General features: G+C 55.1%; 18 protein-coding genes and 3 tRNA genes. 13 read left to right on the top strand and 8 right to left on the bottom strand.

Features of this window, described 5'->3' with window-relative positions; genetic code table 11:
• Positions 1-306: 306 nt before the first annotated feature.
• A complete protein-coding gene (locus TA5113_RS05740; protein ID WP_058315397.1) occupies positions 307-3,744 on the top strand; it encodes a pyruvate carboxylase in 3,438 nt (1,145 codons plus the stop codon).
• A gap of 100 nt (positions 3,745-3,844) precedes the next feature.
• Complete coding sequence (locus TA5113_RS05735; protein WP_058315396.1) at positions 3,845-4,231, top strand: MAPEG family protein; 387 nt, start codon at positions 3,845-3,847, stop codon at positions 4,229-4,231.
• Here TA5113_RS05735 and TA5113_RS05730 read toward each other — a convergent pair.
• Positions 4,228-4,503: a hypothetical protein gene (locus tag TA5113_RS05730; RefSeq protein ID WP_058315395.1), complete on the bottom strand. Its 276-nt coding sequence runs from the start codon at positions 4,501-4,503 to the stop codon at positions 4,228-4,230. The genes TA5113_RS05735 and TA5113_RS05730 overlap by 4 nt on opposite strands.
• 131 nt (positions 4,504-4,634) lie before the next feature.
• On the opposite strand from TA5113_RS05730, the gene TA5113_RS05725 reads away from it, so the two are divergent.
• The 4 genes from TA5113_RS05725 (at position 4,635) to hisH (ending at position 6,157) form a co-directional block, all read left to right on the top strand.
• Positions 4,635-4,709 (top strand) — tRNA-Gly (locus TA5113_RS05725).
• 37 nt (positions 4,710-4,746) lie between these two features.
• Positions 4,747-4,821, top strand: a tRNA-Gly gene (locus TA5113_RS05720).
• A gap of 110 nt (positions 4,822-4,931) precedes the next feature.
• Positions 4,932-5,519: an imidazoleglycerol-phosphate dehydratase HisB gene (hisB, locus tag TA5113_RS05715; protein WP_058315394.1), complete on the top strand. Its 588-nt coding sequence runs from the start codon at positions 4,932-4,934 to the stop codon at positions 5,517-5,519.
• Positions 5,519-6,157: an imidazole glycerol phosphate synthase subunit HisH gene (hisH, locus tag TA5113_RS05710; RefSeq protein WP_058315393.1), complete on the top strand. Its 639-nt coding sequence runs from the start codon at positions 5,519-5,521 to the stop codon at positions 6,155-6,157. Before hisB ends, hisH begins: the two co-directional genes overlap by 1 nt.
• Before the next feature lie 15 nt (positions 6,158-6,172).
• On the opposite strand, the gene TA5113_RS05705 is transcribed toward hisH, so the two are convergent.
• The gene (locus TA5113_RS05705) at positions 6,173-6,907 is read right to left on the bottom strand and encodes an AraC family transcriptional regulator (protein WP_058315392.1); all 735 of its coding nucleotides are present in this window, start codon (positions 6,905-6,907) and stop codon (positions 6,173-6,175) included.
• Positions 6,908-6,996: 89 nt separating this feature from the next.
• On the opposite strand from TA5113_RS05705, the gene TA5113_RS05700 reads away from it, so the two are divergent.
• Together TA5113_RS05700 and TA5113_RS05695 are read left to right on the top strand one after the other, a co-directional pair.
• Entirely contained in the window at positions 6,997-7,533 is a 537-nt protein-coding gene (locus tag TA5113_RS05700) for a peroxiredoxin-like family protein (protein WP_058315391.1), read from the top strand.
• Positions 7,534-7,606: 73 nt separating this feature from the next.
• Positions 7,607-7,858, top strand: coding sequence for a WGR domain-containing protein (locus TA5113_RS05695; protein WP_058315390.1), 252 nt, complete (start codon positions 7,607-7,609; stop codon positions 7,856-7,858).
• A gap of 3 nt (positions 7,859-7,861) precedes the next feature.
• On the opposite strand, the gene TA5113_RS05690 is transcribed toward TA5113_RS05695, so the two are convergent.
• Entirely contained in the window at positions 7,862-8,269 is a 408-nt protein-coding gene (locus TA5113_RS05690) for a DUF2147 domain-containing protein (protein WP_058315389.1), read from the bottom strand.
• Between the two features lie 135 nt (positions 8,270-8,404).
• On the opposite strand from TA5113_RS05690, the gene hisA reads away from it, so the two are divergent.
• Positions 8,405-9,127, top strand: a complete 723-nt coding sequence (hisA, locus tag TA5113_RS05685; RefSeq protein WP_058315388.1) for a 1-(5-phosphoribosyl)-5-[(5-phosphoribosylamino)methylideneamino]imidazole-4-carboxamide isomerase — start codon at positions 8,405-8,407, stop codon at positions 9,125-9,127.
• Between the two features lie 9 nt (positions 9,128-9,136).
• Here hisA and TA5113_RS05680 read toward each other — a convergent pair whose 3' ends face one another.
• Positions 9,137-9,523 (bottom strand): hypothetical protein, encoded by a 387-nt coding sequence (locus TA5113_RS05680; protein ID WP_058315387.1) that lies wholly within the window; start codon positions 9,521-9,523, stop codon positions 9,137-9,139.
• Between the two features lie 170 nt (positions 9,524-9,693).
• Here TA5113_RS05680 and TA5113_RS05675 point away from each other — a divergent pair, with 170 nt between their 5' ends.
• The 3 genes from TA5113_RS05675 to TA5113_RS05665 all read left to right on the top strand — a co-directional run bounded on the left by TA5113_RS05675 (position 9,694) and on the right by TA5113_RS05665 (position 11,412).
• Entirely contained in the window at positions 9,694-10,176 is a 483-nt protein-coding gene (locus TA5113_RS05675; protein ID WP_058315386.1) for a DUF2867 domain-containing protein, read from the top strand.
• A gap of 111 nt (positions 10,177-10,287) precedes the next feature.
• Positions 10,288-11,085, top strand: coding sequence for an imidazole glycerol phosphate synthase subunit HisF (gene hisF, locus TA5113_RS05670; RefSeq protein WP_058315385.1), 798 nt, complete (start codon positions 10,288-10,290; stop codon positions 11,083-11,085).
• Positions 11,086-11,094: 9 nt separating this feature from the next.
• Entirely contained in the window at positions 11,095-11,412 is a 318-nt protein-coding gene (locus TA5113_RS05665; protein WP_058315384.1) for a phosphoribosyl-ATP diphosphatase, read from the top strand.
• On the opposite strand, the gene TA5113_RS05660 is transcribed toward TA5113_RS05665, so the two are convergent.
• The 4 genes from TA5113_RS05660 to rlmB form a co-directional block, all read right to left on the bottom strand.
• Entirely contained in the window at positions 11,409-11,837 is a 429-nt protein-coding gene (locus TA5113_RS05660) for a CoA-binding protein (RefSeq protein ID WP_058315383.1), read from the bottom strand. The two genes, TA5113_RS05665 and TA5113_RS05660, sit on opposite strands and share 4 nt — an antisense overlap.
• A gap of 232 nt (positions 11,838-12,069) precedes the next feature.
• Positions 12,070-12,528 carry a YHS domain-containing (seleno)protein gene (locus tag TA5113_RS05655; RefSeq protein WP_058315382.1) on the bottom strand — a complete coding sequence of 153 codons (459 nt, stop codon included), beginning with the start codon at positions 12,526-12,528 and terminating at the stop codon, positions 12,070-12,072.
• Between the two features lie 95 nt (positions 12,529-12,623).
• Complete coding sequence (locus TA5113_RS05650; RefSeq protein ID WP_058315381.1) at positions 12,624-12,920, bottom strand: hypothetical protein; 297 nt, start codon at positions 12,918-12,920, stop codon at positions 12,624-12,626.
• Between the two features lie 65 nt (positions 12,921-12,985).
• The gene (gene rlmB, locus TA5113_RS05645) at positions 12,986-13,792 is read right to left on the bottom strand and encodes a 23S rRNA (guanosine(2251)-2'-O)-methyltransferase RlmB (RefSeq protein WP_058315380.1); all 807 of its coding nucleotides are present in this window, start codon (positions 13,790-13,792) and stop codon (positions 12,986-12,988) included.
• A gap of 133 nt (positions 13,793-13,925) precedes the next feature.
• Here rlmB and TA5113_RS16915 point away from each other — a divergent pair.
• A tRNA-Tyr gene (locus tag TA5113_RS16915) sits at positions 13,926-14,009 on the top strand.
• Positions 14,010-14,025 lie beyond the last annotated feature (16 nt).

Genomic DNA, 14,025 nt, shown 5'->3' with positions numbered 1-14,025 from the left:
AAAGATTGGGCAGCTCTCCCGACCCAACATTCGAAATTGGCTCAATTAGCCGACCAATTAGTCGGTCGGATTTTCTGTAATGCGGCATTTAGGTCACTATACCTGACCTACATTCATGTTTGCGCAAACATTTTAGCGCTAAACGCAGCAGAAATTCCCGTTTTTGCCGGATTAAGGGTAGCAAACCGGCCAAATTTCCCGACCAATCCCTGCTATATACGCAGTCCTTGGTATTGATTCAGCGAGAAGCGACGGTCTAGCCAAGGCAGAATTAACGCGCTCAGAAAGACGAAAGGCCCTCCGCTGATGGCAGACTTCAAGAAGATTTTGATAGCAAACCGTGGCGAAATCGCGATCCGTGTGATGCGCGCCGCCAACGAGATGGGCAAGCAAACCGTGGCTGTGTACGCGGAAGAGGACAAGCTCAGCCTGCACCGCTTTAAGGCGGATGAGGCCTATCGGATCGGCGAAGGCATGGGCCCGGTTGCGGCTTACCTAAGCATAGATGAGATCATCCGCGTCGCACGCGAAAGTGGCGCAGACGCGATCCACCCGGGCTATGGTTTGCTGTCTGAGAACCCAGAGTTCGTGGATGCATGTGCAGCAAACGGCATCACTTTTATCGGTCCTAAAGCAGAAACCATGCGCGCGCTGGGTGACAAAGCCTCTGCCCGTCGCGTGGCGATTGAGGCTGGCGTGCCGGTCATCCCGGCAACCGACGTTCTCGGCGACGACATGGACGCCATTAAGAAAGAAGCCGCAGAGGTTGGCTACCCACTGATGCTGAAAGCATCTTGGGGCGGCGGCGGCCGCGGCATGCGCCCAATCATGGGTGAAGAAGAAGTCGAAGAAAAAGTATTGGAAGGCCGCCGCGAAGCAGAAGCTGCCTTTGGCAACGGCGAAGGGTATCTGGAAAAGATGATTACCCGCGCACGCCACGTGGAAGTGCAAATCCTGGGCGATAAACATGGCGGCATGTACCACCTGTTTGAGCGTGACTGCTCTGTTCAGCGTCGCAACCAGAAAGTGGTTGAGCGGGCCCCTGCCCCTTACTTGTCTGAAGAACAGCGCGCGGAAATCTGTGAGCTGGGCTACAAGATTTGTAAGCACGTGAACTATGAATGCGCCGGTACTGTTGAATTCCTGATGGATATGAACACCGGCAAGTTCTACTTCATCGAAGTGAACCCTCGGGTGCAAGTTGAGCACACCGTGACTGAAGAAGTCACTGGCATCGACATCGTTCAGTCCCAAATCCTGATCGCAGAAGGCAAAACCATTGCCGAGGCGACCGGTAAAGCAGACCAGAAAGACATTCGCCTGAACGGCCATGCGCTGCAGACCCGTGTGACGACTGAGGACCCGCTGAACAACTTCATCCCGGACTATGGCCGTTTGACCGCGTACCGCTCTGCAACCGGTATGGGCATTCGTTTGGATGGCGGCACCGCATATGCAGGCGGCGTGATCACGCGTTACTATGACTCGCTTTTGACCAAGGTAACCGCATGGGCACCAACGCCAGAAAAAGCGATCCACCGGATGGACCGTGCGCTGCGCGAGTTCCGTATTCGCGGCGTGTCCACCAATATCGCCTTTGTGGAAAACCTGCTGAAGCACCCAACCTTCTTGGACTACTCCTACACCACGAAGTTCATTGACGAGACACCAGAGCTTTTCAACTTCGAGAAGCGGCGCGACCGCGGCACCAAGGTTCTGACGTATATTGCTGACATCACCGTGAACGGCCACCCAGAGACCGAAGGCCGCGCAACACCGGCAGAAGATCTAAAATTGCCAGTGCCGCCGGCGAAGAAAGCGGATCCTGCATACGGAACCCGTAACCTATTGGAACAAAAGGGTCCTAAGGCGGTTGCGGATTGGATGAAGCAGCAGAAACAACTGCTTTTGACAGACACAACCATGCGTGATGCGCACCAGTCACTGCTGGCGACTCGCATGCGGTCCATAGACATGGTGCGCGTTGCGCCGACCTATGCCGCAAACATGCCACAGCTCTTCTCTATGGAGTGCTGGGGCGGCGCGACATTTGATGTGGCCTATCGCTTCTTGCAGGAATGCCCATGGCAGCGCCTGCGTGACCTGCGTGCTGCCATGCCAAACCTGATGACGCAGATGTTGCTGCGCGCTTCTAACGGTGTGGGTTACACCAACTACCCTGACAATGTGGTTCAGGCCTTTGTGGCTGAAGCCGCCAAAGGCATCGACGTGTTCCGCGTGTTTGACAGCTTGAACTGGGTTGAAAACATGCGCGTCGCGATGGATGCGGTACAGGAAGCAGGCAAAGTCTGTGAAGGCACTGTTTGTTACACCGGTGACATTCTGGATCCAAACCGCGCCAAATATGACGTGAAATACTACGTCGATATGGCAAAAGAGCTGGAAGCCGCTGGTGCCCATGTTCTGGGTCTGAAAGACATGGCGGGTCTGCTGAAACCAGCCTCCGCGAAATTGCTGATCCGTGCCTTGAAAGAAGAGGTTGGCTTGCCGATCCACTTCCACACACACGACACTTCAGGCATTTCCGGCGCGACTGTACTGGCCGCAGCTGAAGCAGGTGTGGATGCGGTTGACGCGGCCATGGACGCCTTCTCTGGCAGCACATCGCAGCCATGCATGGGGTCTATCGTAGAAGCTCTGCGCAACACTGATCGCGATACCGGCATCGACATCGAGTCCGTCCGCGAAATCAGCGAATACTGGGAAGGTGTCCGGGCGCAATATGTGGCGTTTGAAAGCGGCACACCTGCACCGGCGTCCGAGGTCTACTTGCACGAAATGCCAGGTGGTCAGTTCACCAACCTGAAAGCGCAAGCGCGGTCCTTGGGTCTGGAAGAGCGTTGGCACGAGGTCGCGCAGACCTATGCGGATGTGAACCAGATGTTTGGCGACATCGTAAAAGTGACACCATCTTCCAAAGTTGTGGGCGACATGGCGCTGATGATGGTGAGCCAAGGCCTGAGCCGCGATGACGTGGAAAACCCAGACAAAGACGTGGCCTTCCCTGACTCTGTTGTCGACATGATGAGCGGCAACTTGGGTCAACCTGCGGGCGGCTTCCCAGACGGCATCGTGGACAAGGTGTTGAAAGGTGAAAAGCCAAACACAGATCGTCCCGGCGCGCATTTGGAACCGATTGATCTTGAAGCAACCCGTGCGGATCTATCAGGCCAGCTCGAAGGCTATAAGGTCGATGACGAAGATCTGAACGGTTACCTGATGTATCCAAAAGTCTTCTTGGATTACATGGGTCGCCACCGGCAGTATGGTCCGGTCCGTGCTCTGCCAACAAAGACCTTCTTCTACGGTATGGAAGCCGGTGAAGAGGTCTCTGCCGAGATTGATCCGGGTAAAACACTGGAGATTTTGCTGCAAGCGATCGGTGAAACCGATGAGAACGGCGAAGTGAAAGTGTTCTTTGAACTCAACGGTCAGCCACGTGTGATCCGCGTGCCTAACCGTCTGGTCAAAGCGTCAACCGCTTCGCGACCAAAAGCCGAAGTGGGCAACGCAAACCACATTGGCGCACCAATGCCTGGTGTTGTGGCGTCTGTTGGCGCGGTTGTGGGCCAAGAGGTCAAAGAAGGCGACCTGCTGCTGACGATTGAGGCGATGAAGATGGAAACAGGCATCCACGCGGAACGTGATGCGGTTGTCAAAGCCGTGCACGTTACCCCAGGTGGTCAGATCGACGCCAAGGACCTGTTGGTCGAGCTGGAGTAACAGCCTCACGATAACGTTAAGGAAGCCCCGCAAAATGCGGGGCTTTTTTGTTGGATAATTAATTCCCAAGCCCTAGCTTTCATCGAAAGCGGAGGGTTTTATGGGCACCATCACAGCAATCTACGCAAGCGTTCTGGCTTTGCTTTACATCTGGCTATCAACCCGCGTGATCGGGTATCGCCGCGGCAACCGCATCTCGCTAGGCGACAATAACGATCCGGAACTGCGCCAGCGCATCCGCGCCCATTCCAACTGCGCGGAATATGTTCCCATCGGCGTGATCCTTTTGCTTCTGTTAGAACTGCAGGGCCTACCAGCCCTCGCCGTACATGCCTCAGGATTGTGCTTATTGATCGGGCGCGCGGCCCATGCCATTGGGCTGCAACCGCACCCGATGAATTTCGGCCTGCGCACTATTGGGATGGTTCTGACACTGACCCAAGTTGTGGGCACCGCGTTTGTCCTGCTGGCCGTTGCGCTGTTTTAACGGCGACGCTTGTTAACGCTGCTATCCGCGTTCTGAGTTGAGATCGCCTGCAAAGTCACGGGCTCATTCGAGAAGTTTGAAACCGTCAGTTCCAAAGCCAACTGAGCGCCGATCGTAGACACGTCGGTCACGTCAGACACAATGCGCGCCAAATGGGTGCCATCATGGGCCATCGCCGCTATTGGGGCCACGGTCATCGCCATCGGGAATGCAAGAGGTTTGAAGCCTTTCTTGCGCGATCCACGGGGATAATGGTCGTTTGCTGTCTTCATGGGAGCTAAAACGCACCGCCCGAAATTTTCCTTCGCGCTTTCTTTGCTTGGGCAGCATTTTTTTGACAAACAAGCACTTTTCCTCTTGCGGCGAACAGAGAGAGTTTATATTTCACGCCTCACTCAACGGTGCGGGCGTAGCTCAGGGGTAGAGCATAACCTTGCCAAGGTTAGGGTCGGGCGTTCGAATCGCCTCGCCCGCTCCATCGGTTCCGATAGACAGATCAGAGACATTTTGAGAGTGCGGGCGTAGCTCAGGGGTAGAGCATAACCTTGCCAAGGTTAGGGTCGGGCGTTCGAATCGCCTCGCCCGCTCCAAAATGTTTCCGGCGCGAATTCAACACAGTTGTAACGATTTAAGTTTCTTCGCCTTTTCCTCGCCTATTTGCCCCCCTATAAGAGCCGCGAAAGATCAAAAGGATAGACCCATGCGCACAGGCAGCGTCAGCCGCAAGACTGCGGAAACTGAGATCAGCGTCGAGATTAACCTCGATGGCACAGGGAGCTACGACAACCAGACCGGTGTCGGGTTCTTTGACCATATGCTGGATCAACTGTCGCGCCACTCGCTGATCGATTTCAAGATCCGCGCCAAGGGTGACTATCACATTGATGACCACCACACGGTCGAGGACACAGGTATCGCTCTGGGTCAGGCGCTGGTTCAGGCGCTTGGGGATAAGCGCGGGATCAATCGCTATGGCGAGTGCCACCTGCCAATGGATGATGCCCAAGTGCGGGCGGCGCTGGATCTGTCGGCACGCCCCTTTTTGGTGTGGAATGTGGACATTCCGACCCAGAAGATCGGTGCGTTTGACACCGAGTTGGTGCGTGAATTCTTCACAGCGTTCAGCACGCATGGCGGCATCACGTTGCACATCGATCAGCTGCACGGCGTTAACAGCCACCACATTGTGGAGGCGGCGTTCAAAGCCGTGGCGCGCGCGTTGCGCACCGCCGTGGAGACCGATCCACGCAAGGCGACCGACATCCCGTCCACCAAAGGCGCGCTTTAATGCTGACTGCCATTATTGACTATGAAAGCGGCAATCTGCACTCCGCAGAGAAGGCCTTTCAACGCATGGCCGCCGAAGTCGATGCGGGCGACGTGGTTGTGACCTCTGACGCAGACGTGGTGGCCAAAGCGGATCGTTTGGTTCTGCCCGGTGACGGTGCTTTCCCGGCCTGTGCGGCAGAGCTGCGCGGGCATAAAGGCATCTATGACGCCATGGTTGAGGCGGTCGAAGAAAAGGGCCGCCCTTTCCTTGGCATCTGTGTTGGCATGCAGCTGATGGCGACCATGGGTCGTGAATATGAAGACACCAAGGGCCTCGATTGGGTTGGCGGTGAGGTCGTGAAGATCGAACCGCGTGATGCATCCCTAAAGGTTCCGCATATGGGTTGGAACGATCTGGTGATCGATCAGCCTCACGCCATTCTGGATGGGGTCGAAAACGGCCAGCACGTTTATTTTGTGCACAGCTACCATTTTCAGGTGGCTAACCCAGCGGAGCGTATCGCCCATGTGGATTACGCTGGCGATATCACCGCGATTATTGGGCGCGACACGATGATTGGCATGCAATTCCACCCGGAAAAGAGCCAGCATGTAGGTCTGCGTATGATAGGCAACTTCTTGAAATGGGCGCCTTAAAGCCCATTTCCTAGCCTAAACCACAGCGAGCGACTTCCGCGCAGAAATGGGCGTTTCACCATAAGCCTTGCGATAGGCCCGCGTGAACGCTTCCGGCGATCCATAGGCATAGCGCCGCGACACCGCGTCCACGCGATCGCCCTTCTCAAGATCCTGCCGCGCGAGTGTCAGCCGCCAACGACGCAGGTAACCCATCGGGGTTTCCCCCACTTGCGCCGCAAAGAGCTCGTTAAAGCGCGACAAAGACAGCCCCGCTTCTTCCGCCAAATCCTGATTGGACCACCCCTGTCCTGGATGATCATGCATGGCCACAATAGCGCGACTCAATCGATCATCGGCCAAACCCGCAATTAGGCCGGGTTTGGTGGAGCCATTGTCAATTTGATCCCGCAATATTCGCACCAAGAGCACATCACCCAAACGGTTGAGAACCCAATCCCCAGCGCAGCGCGGCTGGCTGTGTTCCTGCATGATCACTTGCACCAGCGCCTGCGTTTCTGAATTGGCGGTCAGATCAAAACGCACTTCTTCAGGCAAAGCCTGCTGAAATGGATTGCGATTGCCGGTCCAATCGACTTGTGCATACCAGAGCTCGCGTCCCGTCGGCTTATGCGTGCCGCGCTGCTTGGAATAGAAGAACACCTCTTCGGGCGCAGCCTGAGTCCCGAGGATCACCAAATCAGCGTTTGCGGGACTTGCCGCACGGACGTTGCGGTGAAATCTGTTCATAAGCGTGGTGATGCGATCCATTTTTCGGCCTATTGGTCAGGTAAACTGGAATTACCTGACATATTTTTCTGAAATAGTGCAAGAGAAAGCAACACTACCGGAGAAAAACCATGCTATTGCCCCGCCAAAAAACCCCTAACCTGACGCTGCCACTTGTGGGTGGCGGTACATTTGACCTCAGCGCAGAAGGGTCCGAGCGCGGTACTGTCGTCTGCTTTTATCGTGGTCTTCATTGCCCAATCTGCGCGACATACCTGACAGAGCTGCAAAAGTTGAAGGATGACTTTGCAGAACGCGGTGTTGGTGTTGTGGCCGTGAGTTCCGACGGCGAAGAACGCGCTGCGGCGATGGCGGAAAAGATCGGCGAAAATGGCCTGCGGTTTGCTTACGACCTTCCGCTGCAGGAAGCGCGCGATTGGGGGCTTTATATCTCGACATCCCGCGGCAAGACCTCAATCGGTATCGAAGAACCTGCCCTTTTCAGCGAGCCGGGCCTCTTCATGGTGACCCCGGAACAGACACTGTTCTATGCATCTGTTCAAACCATGCCGTTTGTACGCCCGCATTTCCGAGAACTGCTCGGTGCGCTCGATTTTGCGATCGCCAATAACTACCCGGCGCGTGGCGAGTATACCGGCCCGGTCTAAGCGCGCTGGACAGCGCAGAGCACGCGGGGCATATGGGGCCAGCTAAAAGTTAACGCCTCTGAAAGTCACCCGCGTGCACGTCCGCCTTGAAAAATTCAACCACACACGCAAGCAAAAGCGCTATTACGCCCTGCGTCTGAACAAGACGCTATTTGGTGAATGGTGCTTGGTGCGCGAATGGGGTGTGATTGGCGGCGCCGCGCAGGAAAAACGGGATTACTTGCCTGAAGGCGCTGCGGCAAAAGAAGAGCTTGAACGCCTTAAGGCGGCCAAGCTCAAAGGGGGATACGCTGTGATCCCCGTGCAGTTGGGTATGTTTGGCTAAGCCCTAGTTCACCCGAGACCAAGTCTGCCCACGGCAGATTGCGCCACCGGCAACACAGCCTTTCACGGTCAGCTTATTGCCGGACAATGACATCTTGGACTTATAGGTTTTGTCCTTGTCTGCCGCCCAGATTTTACCACCAGAATAGGAGCCATCGCCTGCTGCTTTCATGTCCCAGATCATCTTTTTGCCGAGATGCTCATAGTCGCCCAACGCTGCACCGGACGCCTCAAACGCTTTGGCAATCGTGCCGCAAATGGATGCGCCACAGGGCGCGACATTCACATGCAGGTAGCCGCCGGTGTCACCCGGTTCGGTCTTCCATGTGCCGCTGGCTGCATCCGCTATTGCAAAGGTCGCCGCAACGCTCATGGCGCCAGCCATTACTGTGCTCAGAATTGCTCGTTTCATCGATTTTCCTCCCTATTGGCCGATAGCCTGACGCAGCAAATGGTCTTCAATCAAGAATGACTTGGGGTAAGCTTGCCATTTGCCTCCACGCATGCATAAGAGCCTGCAACAGCCTTCATACCTAAGGAACAGCCCATGATCCTCTACCCAGCCATTGACCTAAAAGACGGCCAGGCCGTGCGTTTGCTGCATGGGGATATGGACAAGACCACAGTGTTTAATGACAACCCGGCGGCGCAGGCGCTGGAGTTCGTTAAGGCGGGCTGTGATTGGCTGCATCTGGTTGATCTGAATGGCGCTTTTGCTGGTGAGCCGGTGAATGCGGCACCGGTGGAAGAAATCCTGAAACAGACCAAAGTGCCAGCGCAACTGGGCGGCGGTATCCGCGATATGGCCACCATTGAACGTTGGATCGACAAAGGCCTCGCACGGGTGATTTTGGGTACAGTAGCGGTGGAAAATCCGGATTTGGTGCGCGAAGCGGCCAAAGAATTCCCAGGCAAAGTGGCGGTCGGTATCGATGCGCGCAACGGTAAGGTTGCCACCAAAGGCTGGGCAGAGGAAACCGATGTGATGGTCACCGACCTCGCGAAATCCTTTGAAGACGCGGGCGTTGCTGCGATCATCTACACCGACATCATGCGCGACGGAGCCATGAAAGGCCCGAACGTTCAAGCCACTGCAGATCTGGCAAATGCCGTATCTATCCCTGTGATCGCGTCCGGTGGTGTCTCTTCCATCGCCGATCTGGAAGCGCTGAAAACCTGCGGTGCGCCTTTGAATGGCGCCATTTCTGGCCGTGCGCTTTATGATGGCGCCATTGATCTGGCTGAGGCGTTGGCGGTGCTTAAGTCCTAAAGTCCAAATTCAGCGGCCGTAACTCGCGACCGCTTTGTCAAAGGCACGCGTCTCAACGAGCGCTTTGGCCACATCCAAAGGCACCCCTCTGGCAATCATACGCTGGAAAATCACTCTTGCAGGCGCACCGCCCGCCTGCACTTTCGCAGGCAGCGCGGCATCTTTGGCCGTGAGATAGGCATTGCTGTTCTCACGGGTCGACATCTCGAACTCCCAGCTTTCATAGCCGGGGCAGTCCACCAAAATGTCGGAAAAGGCCGCGTCCTTTTGAACCTGTGTGACCTTATAGGCGAGCTCAAAAAGACGGCACTCCATCGCGTCGCTTTTGGAATTTGCCGAAGCGTTTGACGTGGCCGCAACAATGGCAACGCTGCCGAAAAGCAGAGAACGAAACATAACAAAACCCCCAGTAAAATATGGAGTTTTGATACCTCATCGACGGTTTCGATCAACCGCCAGAATGTGACCATTTTGGGGCATTTCGCCTGTGACAAACCCGCACGGTTGCTTGTATGAAAAAACACTATCCCCATAGTTTAGGGGAACGTCACAACAAGGATTTGCGCATGTCTCCTAAGGTCTCGAAAATCCCCCTCCCCGAAATCAGTACACTGCATGATCGTATACAGCCCGGCGACTTTGTGGACTGTTACGCCACCCCAGCCAATACCTCGCCCCGCAAGGCGGCAGAAATCATTGTCGATTTCCCGAGCTGGGCGCAGGCACTGGTCAAGCTTCGCGGGATTGTCACTGCGCCATTTGGCTTGGACCAAGACGGCCCTAACGCGAAAGACAAATTGGGGTCCTTCCCAGTGGAGAGCGAAACAGACACCGAGCTCATCGCTGGATTTGATGACAAACATCTGGAATTCCGAGTTTCGGTGATCTGCCAAGACCAGCAGCTCTCGTTGGCGACATGGGTTCATCCGCACAATATCGGTGGCCGCCTTTACCTAGCGACGATTATGCCGTTTCATATTCTGATCGCACGCAATGCGGTAGCGCGCGCAGCTAAAGCGGCAGCCGGTTCAGCTTTATCGCCTGCCTAAGCCTAAGACCCATTCATTCACCTTTGCAAAAATACTCTGGGGTGAATTGGCGCATCGCCAAGAGGGGCAAAGCCCCTTTCCCCCTCTGCCAAATCACGCCATAAGGGCCGCATGTTAAAAACGCGCCTTATTCCCTGTCTCGATGTTGCCGATGGCCGTGTGGTCAAAGGCGTGAATTTTGTTGGTCTGCGCGACGCAGGTGATCCGGTCGAAGCCGCTCGGGCTTATGATGCGGCAGGAGCGGACGAGATTTGTTTCTTGGACATTCACGCAACCCATGAAAACCGAGGCACCATGTTTGATATGGTGCGCCGCACGGCAGAGCAGTGTTTTGTCCCTCTGACCGTTGGCGGCGGTGTGCGTAGCAAAGACGATGTGCGTGCGCTACTTTTGTCGGGTGCTGACAAGGTCAGCTTCAACTCCGCTGCCGTGGCCCGGCCAGACGTGATTGCAGAATCGGCGGATCAATTTGGCAGCCAGTGCATCGTTTGCGCGATTGATGCAAAAACCGTGGGCCATGACGAGAATGGCGAACCAAACAAATGGGGCATCTTTACACATGGCGGCCGTAAAGAAGCGCTTGATGCGGGCGGCAACCCAATTGATGCGGTGGAATTCGCAAAACTCGTTGCTTCCAAAGGCGCTGGCGAAATTCTTCTCACCAGCATGGACCGCGACGGCACGAAGTCGGGATTCAACCTCCCGCTGACCAAGGCGATTTCTGATGCGGTGGATATTCCCGTGATCGCCTCGGGCGGTGTCGGCAATTTGGATCACCTTGTCGAAGGTGTCACCAAGGGTGGCGCATCTGCTGTATTAGCTGCGTCGATCTTTCACTTTGGTGAATACACCGTGCAGGAAGCCAAAGAACACATGATTGCCAATGGCATTCCCATGCGGTTGCAGTAAGGTCACGTCATGAACACGCTTAACGATCTTGCCCAAACCATATCGGAACGCGCCAAAGCTGACCCGGATAGCAGCTGGACCGCCAAACTCCTTGCCAAAGGCCCGGAGAAATGCGCCGAGAAATTTGGCGAAGAAGCGGTTGAGGCCATTATTGAAGCCATCAAGGATGACCGCGACGGGCTAATCAGCGAAAGCGCAGACGTGCTGTTTCACCTGCTTGTCATGCTACAATCGCGCGGTGTGACGCTGGATGAAGTGCTGGCCGAGCTTGACCGCCGCCAAGGCACCAGTGGGATTGCTGAAAAGGCCAGCCGGCCTAAATCCTAACTCAAACGTCCCAGTCGCGGGATTTCGATTTTCGGGCAGCGATTCATGATCACGGTCAGACCCGCCGCTTCGGCCATTTGACGCGCCTCCTCGTTGAAAACACCCAGCTGTGTCCAAAAGGTCTGCAGGCCATCCAGATTGGCAAGCGCATCTTCTAGGACCTCCATCACCGCATCAGAACGGCGGAAGACATCCACCATGTCCACTGGTTCATCGATATCTGCCAGTGACGCGCGGATGGTCGTGCCAAACATTTCTTTACCCGCATGACCGGGATTCACCGGGATCACGCGGTAGCCTTGTTCAAAGAGAAACGCGGCCACGTAGTGGCTGGGCCTTGCCGGGTTCATGGAAAACCCCACAACAGCGATGGTTTTGGTTCGCTCAAACACCTCGTTGACGGTGGCATCATCTGGTTCTGTCATATGCACACTCTTTCGTTTCATTGGGCAAATGACCAGCCCCAAGAACCTCATTAACACAAACAAAAAAGCGCCCGGACTAGACCGGGCGCAGTGCGGAACGAGGGACAGTGAAGAGAGGGCAAGAGTTCCGATCTTGCCCTTCCTTATTACAGATATGACGTATTCATCGTCATTCCAGAGCTTGTAAGATAATTGTGAACGTTTCTTTAAAACTTCTTCGAACGCTCTGAGTTTATGCGTTCAAAACGCTTGGCCAGTTGGCGTCACCCTTGGCGATATTGCCAGGCACGTCCTTCAGCCAACGACGACGCACGGATTTATTAAAGTTCAAATAAAGCTTTCCGTCATGGACGGTCCATGCATCTGGATCGGTCTTAGCGGTGTAGCCGCTTGCCACAGCATAGGCGCAATAGCCACCATACTGAGGCGCATAAGCCTCTGGATTCGCGTTGAAATCAGCAAGGTTCTCGGCATTCGCAAAGCGCCACTCCGCGCCTTTCCACATGGTTTTGAAGGTTTCTGACCCTCTAACATGTGTCTCTTCTTTGAAATAAGCGACCGGATCATAACCATTGATCGCGACGCCATCGGTGGCAAAGACTTCAGGTGTTTTGGCAAGCGCAGGTGATGCAAGAGCGACAACTGCAGGGCTCGCGGCGGCGGTCAGCAAAAAAGTGCGGCGGTTCAGCATAGGGGTCTCCATTCAAAATCTGACCCGATACTATGCGATAATGTTGAGCACCCTAGGGGCACTGACAGCTTTGTGAGCGCCCGTCAGCAAATGTTTCAATCGAAAATATCGAGAATATCGTCGAAATCATCGAAGAGCTCTGACAGAAAGCCCTTCTTCTTTTTCTTGTATTTCTCCTTTTTTTTCGGGGACTTCTTATAGGATCGAGGCTGCTCGTAATGTTGCTTTTTCTCGACTTTTTGGGTCTGAGCGGGGCTTCTGAGCGGCATCTGTTTGATTTCATGCAGAGGCGCTCCACAAGAGGAACAAGCCAATTCATGTTGCACATCGCCGCTTAGTTTAAAAACCGCGCGGGTTCCGCAATAACAGCATGTCGCGATTTTTGGTCCCATGTGTGCCCTGCCCTTTTGCCCTTAGTTGCAAAAGATATCGCGCCCAACAGGGCCGGTTTCAAGTCTTAGGTTTTCGGCTTGGCCGCATAAAGCGCGACGGCTGCGGCGTTTGAGACATTCAAAGAGCCAAACCCACCTACGAAATCGATTTTCACCAGTTGATCCACGGTCTCTTTGGTCTTTTGGCGCAGGCCCGGCCCTTCTGCGCCCAAGACGAGCGCAACGGGACGGTCATATCGGCCTTCAAGGGCCTGTTCGATGCTTTCATCTGCCTCACCATCAAGGCCAAGCACAATATATCCCATGCCCTGAAGCTCGACGATTGTGTCCGCAAGGTTGCGCATGCGCAGATATGGCTGACGCTCTAAAGCACCAGAAGCCGTTTTGGCCAAGGCGCCGGTTTCAGGGGCTGAGTGATGGCGCGTGCCAATCACCGCTTGGGCCCCGAATACCTCTGCAGAGCGTAGAATCGCGCCGACATTGTGGGGATCCGTCACCCGGTCCAGCAACACAAGACGCGGTGGGCGGTCATCAGAGCCGATCGCGCGGTCTGTCAAACTGCCCCAGTTTAATGGCTTCACTTCAAGCGCAGCCCCTTGGTGCACGGATTGTGGATCAATCGGCGCTTTGAATTTGCGCGGATCTACCATTTCAGGTGTCATTCCAGATTCGGCAATCGCTTCTGCCAACTTATCAGAAGCGTTTTTTGTCACCATGAGCCGCAGTTTTTCCCGCGCCGGGTTCATCAAGGCGTCCCGCACGGCGTGAAGGCCAAACAACCAGACTGTTTCGGCGGCAGCAGCCTTTTTCGCCTGCTCTTTTTCAACAACCCACTTGGGCTTCTTGCCAGGCTTATTTGTGGGCTTCGTCATGGTTTTTTGCCTTCCAAAATCAGGAGCGGTACCAATGCAGTGAACTTGCTTCATCTGCAAGAGATTTTCTTGTTGACGCCCCCTGATACGGCCTGTAATCAGCCCCTCACGTTCAGCAGCGATGCTGGCAAGTGGGCGACAGGCCGCAAGGTGTGGCAGGGGACTGTAACTCCCTCGAGGCGACTCACGCCTGGTTCGATTCCAGGGTCGCCCACCATTTTACACAATCCCTT

Source organism: Cognatishimia activa, from assembly GCF_001458335.1.
Lineage (GTDB): Bacteria > Pseudomonadota > Alphaproteobacteria > Rhodobacterales > Rhodobacteraceae > Cognatishimia > Cognatishimia activa.
The sequence above is the reverse complement of the archived record's forward strand: the minus strand, read 5'-3'. Positions and strand labels throughout refer to the sequence as shown.

What these genes read in the sequence shown, in the direction of transcription:
- TA5113_RS05740 (WP_058315397.1), top strand. Translation starts at nt 307, where the DNA reads ATGGCAGACTTCAAGAAGATTTTGATAGCAAACCGTGGCGAAATCGCG.
- TA5113_RS05735 (WP_058315396.1), top strand. Translation starts at nt 3,845, where the DNA reads ATGGGCACCATCACAGCAATCTACGCAAGCGTTCTGGCTTTGCTTTAC.
- TA5113_RS05730 (WP_058315395.1), bottom strand. Translation starts at nt 4,503, where the DNA reads ATGAAGACAGCAAACGACCATTATCCCCGTGGATCGCGCAAGAAAGGC.
- hisB (WP_058315394.1), top strand. Translation starts at nt 4,932, where the DNA reads ATGCGCACAGGCAGCGTCAGCCGCAAGACTGCGGAAACTGAGATCAGC.
- hisH (WP_058315393.1), top strand. Translation starts at nt 5,519, where the DNA reads ATGCTGACTGCCATTATTGACTATGAAAGCGGCAATCTGCACTCCGCA.
- TA5113_RS05705 (WP_058315392.1), bottom strand. Translation starts at nt 6,907, where the DNA reads ATGGATCGCATCACCACGCTTATGAACAGATTTCACCGCAACGTCCGT.
- TA5113_RS05700 (WP_058315391.1), top strand. Translation starts at nt 6,997, where the DNA reads ATGCTATTGCCCCGCCAAAAAACCCCTAACCTGACGCTGCCACTTGTG.
- TA5113_RS05690 (WP_058315389.1), bottom strand. Translation starts at nt 8,269, where the DNA reads ATGAAACGAGCAATTCTGAGCACAGTAATGGCTGGCGCCATGAGCGTT.
- hisA (WP_058315388.1), top strand. Translation starts at nt 8,405, where the DNA reads ATGATCCTCTACCCAGCCATTGACCTAAAAGACGGCCAGGCCGTGCGT.
- TA5113_RS05680 (WP_058315387.1), bottom strand. Translation starts at nt 9,523, where the DNA reads ATGTTTCGTTCTCTGCTTTTCGGCAGCGTTGCCATTGTTGCGGCCACG.
- TA5113_RS05675 (WP_058315386.1), top strand. Translation starts at nt 9,694, where the DNA reads ATGTCTCCTAAGGTCTCGAAAATCCCCCTCCCCGAAATCAGTACACTG.
- hisF (WP_058315385.1), top strand. Translation starts at nt 10,288, where the DNA reads ATGTTAAAAACGCGCCTTATTCCCTGTCTCGATGTTGCCGATGGCCGT.
- TA5113_RS05665 (WP_058315384.1), top strand. Translation starts at nt 11,095, where the DNA reads ATGAACACGCTTAACGATCTTGCCCAAACCATATCGGAACGCGCCAAA.
- TA5113_RS05660 (WP_058315383.1), bottom strand. Translation starts at nt 11,837, where the DNA reads ATGACAGAACCAGATGATGCCACCGTCAACGAGGTGTTTGAGCGAACC.
- TA5113_RS05655 (WP_058315382.1), bottom strand. Translation starts at nt 12,528, where the DNA reads ATGCTGAACCGCCGCACTTTTTTGCTGACCGCCGCCGCGAGCCCTGCA.
- TA5113_RS05650 (WP_058315381.1), bottom strand. Translation starts at nt 12,920, where the DNA reads ATGGGACCAAAAATCGCGACATGCTGTTATTGCGGAACCCGCGCGGTT.
- rlmB (WP_058315380.1), bottom strand. Translation starts at nt 13,792, where the DNA reads ATGACGAAGCCCACAAATAAGCCTGGCAAGAAGCCCAAGTGGGTTGTT.